The sequence below is a fragment of the Mycobacterium sp. NAZ190054 genome (genome assembly GCF_001545925.1).
GTDB lineage: Bacteria > Actinomycetota > Actinomycetes > Mycobacteriales > Mycobacteriaceae > Mycobacterium.
Genome location: NZ_LMVQ01000321.1, coordinates 1 through 3,849, shown reverse-complemented (window position 1 = coordinate 3,849; position 3,849 = coordinate 1). Strand labels below are relative to the sequence as shown.

Genomic DNA, 3,849 nt, shown 5'->3' with positions numbered 1-3,849 from the left:
AGTTTCAGTGGACACCTGAGATAGCGGGACGGTGTCCTGCTGGAAGGATGTCGACATGTCGCGGACGCGTCGGTCGTTCACACCGGAGTTCAAGGTGGAGGCTGCTCGTCGGGTGATTGACGGGGGCGGCAGGACGTCGTCGTCGAGGAAGCACACCCAGCGCGTGGCGGCGGCACGCCAGCCGACGTTGCGCGCCGCGGCCGGCCCCCGTCCGTCGCTGTGCACCACCTGGATCGGCAGACCGTCCGGCAGCGACAGCGGGCCGGACACGACGCGGTCGTCGACCACGATGATCTCCGCCGGCCGCATTCCGTCGTCGGCGGCCAGCGCGGACAGCAACCGCGACAGCGATTTCCGGCCGATGGTCGGGATCACGAGCGTGGCGTCGAGTGTCATCGCGGCCGCCGGATGAGGTAGGGCCCCATCGCGAGCACGTCGATCGGGGCGCTGCCGAAGCACTCCAGCGCGTCCTGCGGGCTGTCGACCATGGGCCGCCCGGCGGTGTTGAAGCTGGTGTTCACCACCACCGGCACCCCGGTGCGAGCGGCGAAACGGCTGATGGTGGCGTACAGCAGCGGCTGACTGTCGTCGACGGTCTGGACGCGGGCGGTGCCGTCGACGTGGGTGACCGCCGGGATGCGGCTGCGCCACCCGTCGGCCACGTCGTGCACGAACAGCATGTACCGGCTCGGCAGCGGGCCGCGGCCGAAGATCTCACCGGCCCGGTCGGCCAACACCATCGGGGCCACCGGGCGGAACTGCTCCCGGCCTTTGACGTCGTTGAGCCGCTCCAGATTCGCCACGCTGCGCGGGTCGGCCAGCAGCGACCGTCCGCCCAATGCGCGCGGACCGAACTCGGCGCGCCCGTGGAACCAGCCCACGAGCTGGTTGTCGGCCAGCGCGTCACCGACCGCACCGGCCAGGTCGTCCGGCCGCTGGTAGGGCACCGCAGCCCGGTCCAGCACCGCCCCGATCTGCTCGTCGGTCCAGCCCCGGCCCAGCTGCGCCGACGCCATCGGGGCGATGCGGTCGCCGGCCTCGGCGGCCAGCGTCAGCGCAGCGCCCAGCGCGGTGCCCGCGTCTCCGGCCGCGGGCTGGATCCAGACCCGGCCGAACCCGCTCTCGGCGTAGATGCGGGAGTTGGCGACGCAGTTGAGCGCGACACCGCCGGCCAGGCAGATGCTGTCGCCGTCGACGCGGCCCCGCAGCCAGGCGACGAGGTCGAGCAGCACCTCCTCGACCACGCGCTGCACGCTGCATGCGAGGTCGGCGTAGACCGGCTCGGGCCGGGCCAGTGCGGACCTCGACTCCGACGGTGCCGGTGTCCGCGGGGGTGCGAACTCGGTCCAGTCGACGGGCTCGGTGCGGAAGCCTCCGTCGCCGCGCGCATACACCTTGCCGCGCAGCTGATCGGCGAAGCGCGGGCTGCCGTAGGAGCCCATCGCCATCACCTTGTACTCGTCGCTGGAACGCGCGAATCCCAGGTGCTCGGTGAGGCTTTCGTACAGCAGACCCAGGGAGTGCGGCAGCGGCTGGCTGGCCAGCACGTCGAGCTTCTGGTCACGGTAGACGCCGGCCAGCATCGAGGTGCGCTCCCCGCGTCCGTCCACGACGAGCACCGCGGTGTCGGGGTGCGGTGAGGCCAGCGCGGTGGACGCGGCGTGCGCCACGTGGTGACGGACGTGGCGCACCACGGCCGGATCCAGCCCCGGTAGTGCGGTCGCGAGGAACCGGGGTGCGCGCTGGGCGTACATGGTGCGCAGGTATTCCCAGTCCCGGTCGAGACCGTCGGTCTGCCCGCTGTCACCGTCCATCAGCGCCGGCTCGTAGGAGTAGCCGACCGCGTCGAGGTCGCTCGCGCTCAGGCCGGCTTCCTCCAGGCACCACCGGGCGGCGGCCACCGGCAGCTCCCACGTCGAGAACGGCACCGCCTGCTTGCCGTGCTTGCGCCGCGAGAACCGTTCCTCCTCGGCCGCGGCCACGATCTGCCCGTCGACGACCAGCGCGGCGGCCGGATCGTGGAACACGGCGTTGACGCCGAGAATTCGCATCGCTTCTCCTAGGCTCGCGGGGTGAGCATCGGCTCGAGAGCGGAGCGGAACCACTCCACCGTGGCGGAGAGCCCGTCGAGGTGGCCGACCTTCGGCGCCCAGCCCAGACGCTGCCGGGCCACCGTGATGTCGGGGCAACGACGCCGTGGATCGTCGGTGGCAGCGGGCCGGTGCTCGATCGGGACCTGCGCGCCGACGAGGTCCCGGATGATCTCCGCGCAGCGCAGCACGGGCAGTTCCACCGGGTTGCCGATGTTCACCGGCCCGGCGAAATCGCTGTGCGCCAGCGCGATCAAACCGGCGATGGTGTCGTCGACGTAGCACAGCGAGCGGGTCTGGGTGCCGTCGCCCGCCACCGTGAGCGGTTCGCCGCGCAGCGCCTGCCCGCAGAACGTCGGCACCATCCGGCCGTCGTCGGGGCGCATACCCGGCCCGTAGGTGTTGAAGATCCGGGCCACCCCGATGTCGGTGCCGCGCTCCCTGCGGTACGCGAACGCCAGCGCCTCGGCATACCGTTTGGCCTCGTCGTACACGCTGCGCGGGCCGATGGGATTGACGTTTCCCCAATAGGTTTCACATTGGGGGTGCTGAAGCGGATCGCCGTAGACCTCGCTGGTCGACGCCAGCACGATCCGGGCCGCGCAGCGGTCGGCCACATCGAGCACCTCGGCGGTGCCCAGCGCCCCTGTGCGCAGGGTCGCCAACGGCAACCGCAGGTAGTCCGGTGGAGAGGCCGGACAGGCGAGGTGGAAGATGACGTCGAAGGCCGTGTGACGCCACGGCTCGGGCAGCGGGACGCTGATGTCGTGCCGCACGAACCGGACCCCCGGGGTGCCCTCGGCGGCCCCGGAGCTGGTGGACAGGTTGTCGACACACACCACCTCGGCGCCGGACCGGACCAGGGTCGCGCACAGGTGCCTGCCCAGGAACCCCGCCCCGCCGGTGACGAGCACCCGGCCGAACGGGGTTTGTCCCGGTCCGTCACGGGTAGCACCGACGGCCATGGCACCCGGTTCTCGTACCTCGTTCGTGATCGCCAGCCGGAACCGCTCCGAGGAACTCGCTGCGGTGCTGCGGTTGTTACTGGACACCACACCATCCCCGATCATCTTGGTGGACAACGCGTCCCGCGATGACTCGGTCACGGTGGCCGAACACATCGCGGCCGGCTCCGGAGGCCGGCTCACGGTCGTCGAGCTGTCCGAGAACCTCGGCGCGGTGGGACGCAACGTCGGGGTGGCGCACTGTGCGACCCCGTACGTGGCGTTCTGCGACGACGACTCGTGGTGGGAGCCGGACGCCCCCGCGGTCGCCGAGGAGGTCTTCGACGCACACCCGTCGGTGGCGGTCCTGGCGGGCCGGACCCTGGTGTGGCCCGACATGCGCGAGGATCCGATCGTCGCCGAACTCGCCGGGAGCCCGTTGGGGCGGGACCCGGCGCTGCCCGGTCCGTCGGTACTCGGATTCCAGGCCTGCTCGGCCATGGTGCGCCGGTCGGCGTTCCAGGCGGTGGGCGGGTTCTCCCCGATCCTGCACTTCCGCGGCGAGGAGCAGCTCCTCGCGCTGGATCTGGCCACCCACGGCTGGGATCTGTGCTTCTGCGACCGGTTGACGGCATACCACCGTCCATCGGCGCGGCGGGAGCCGAGTTCGGCGGAACGGGCACGCGTGCTGCGCAACACCGTGCTGACCACCTGGTTGCGGCTCATCCTGGGTGGTGCCCGGTTCATCGCGACCAACCCCGACGTCACCGGTCCGTCGGCGGAGGGCCCGTTGCCGGCGACCGGATCGGTGGCCG

General features: G+C 71.6%; 4 protein-coding genes. 1 reads left to right on the top strand and 3 read right to left on the bottom strand.

Translation table 11 applies throughout. From position 1 onward, the window contains the following. The 3 genes from ASJ79_RS20210 to ASJ79_RS20200 all read right to left on the bottom strand — a co-directional run. On the bottom strand, window positions 1–396 hold a 396-nt coding region (locus tag ASJ79_RS20210), incomplete at its 3' end, for a glycosyltransferase family 2 protein (protein WP_156448539.1). Next, the gene (locus tag ASJ79_RS20205) at window positions 393–2,051 is read right to left on the bottom strand and encodes a carbamoyltransferase C-terminal domain-containing protein (RefSeq protein WP_067959040.1); all 1,659 of its coding nucleotides are present in this window, start codon (window positions 2,049–2,051) and stop codon (window positions 393–395) included. The genes ASJ79_RS20210 and ASJ79_RS20205, both read right to left, overlap by 4 nt. An 8-nt stretch (window positions 2,052–2,059) precedes the next feature. Then, window positions 2,060–3,055 (bottom strand): UDP-glucuronic acid decarboxylase family protein, encoded by a 996-nt coding sequence (locus ASJ79_RS20200; protein ID WP_067959037.1) that lies wholly within the window; start codon window positions 3,053–3,055, stop codon window positions 2,060–2,062. Between ASJ79_RS20200 and ASJ79_RS33320 the strand changes: the two genes are divergently transcribed. After that, window positions 3,054–3,849, top strand: a 796-nt coding sequence (locus ASJ79_RS33320) for a glycosyltransferase family 2 protein (protein ID WP_197420299.1), incomplete at its 3' end; no start/stop codon positions are given. The two genes, ASJ79_RS20200 and ASJ79_RS33320, sit on opposite strands and share 2 nt — an antisense overlap.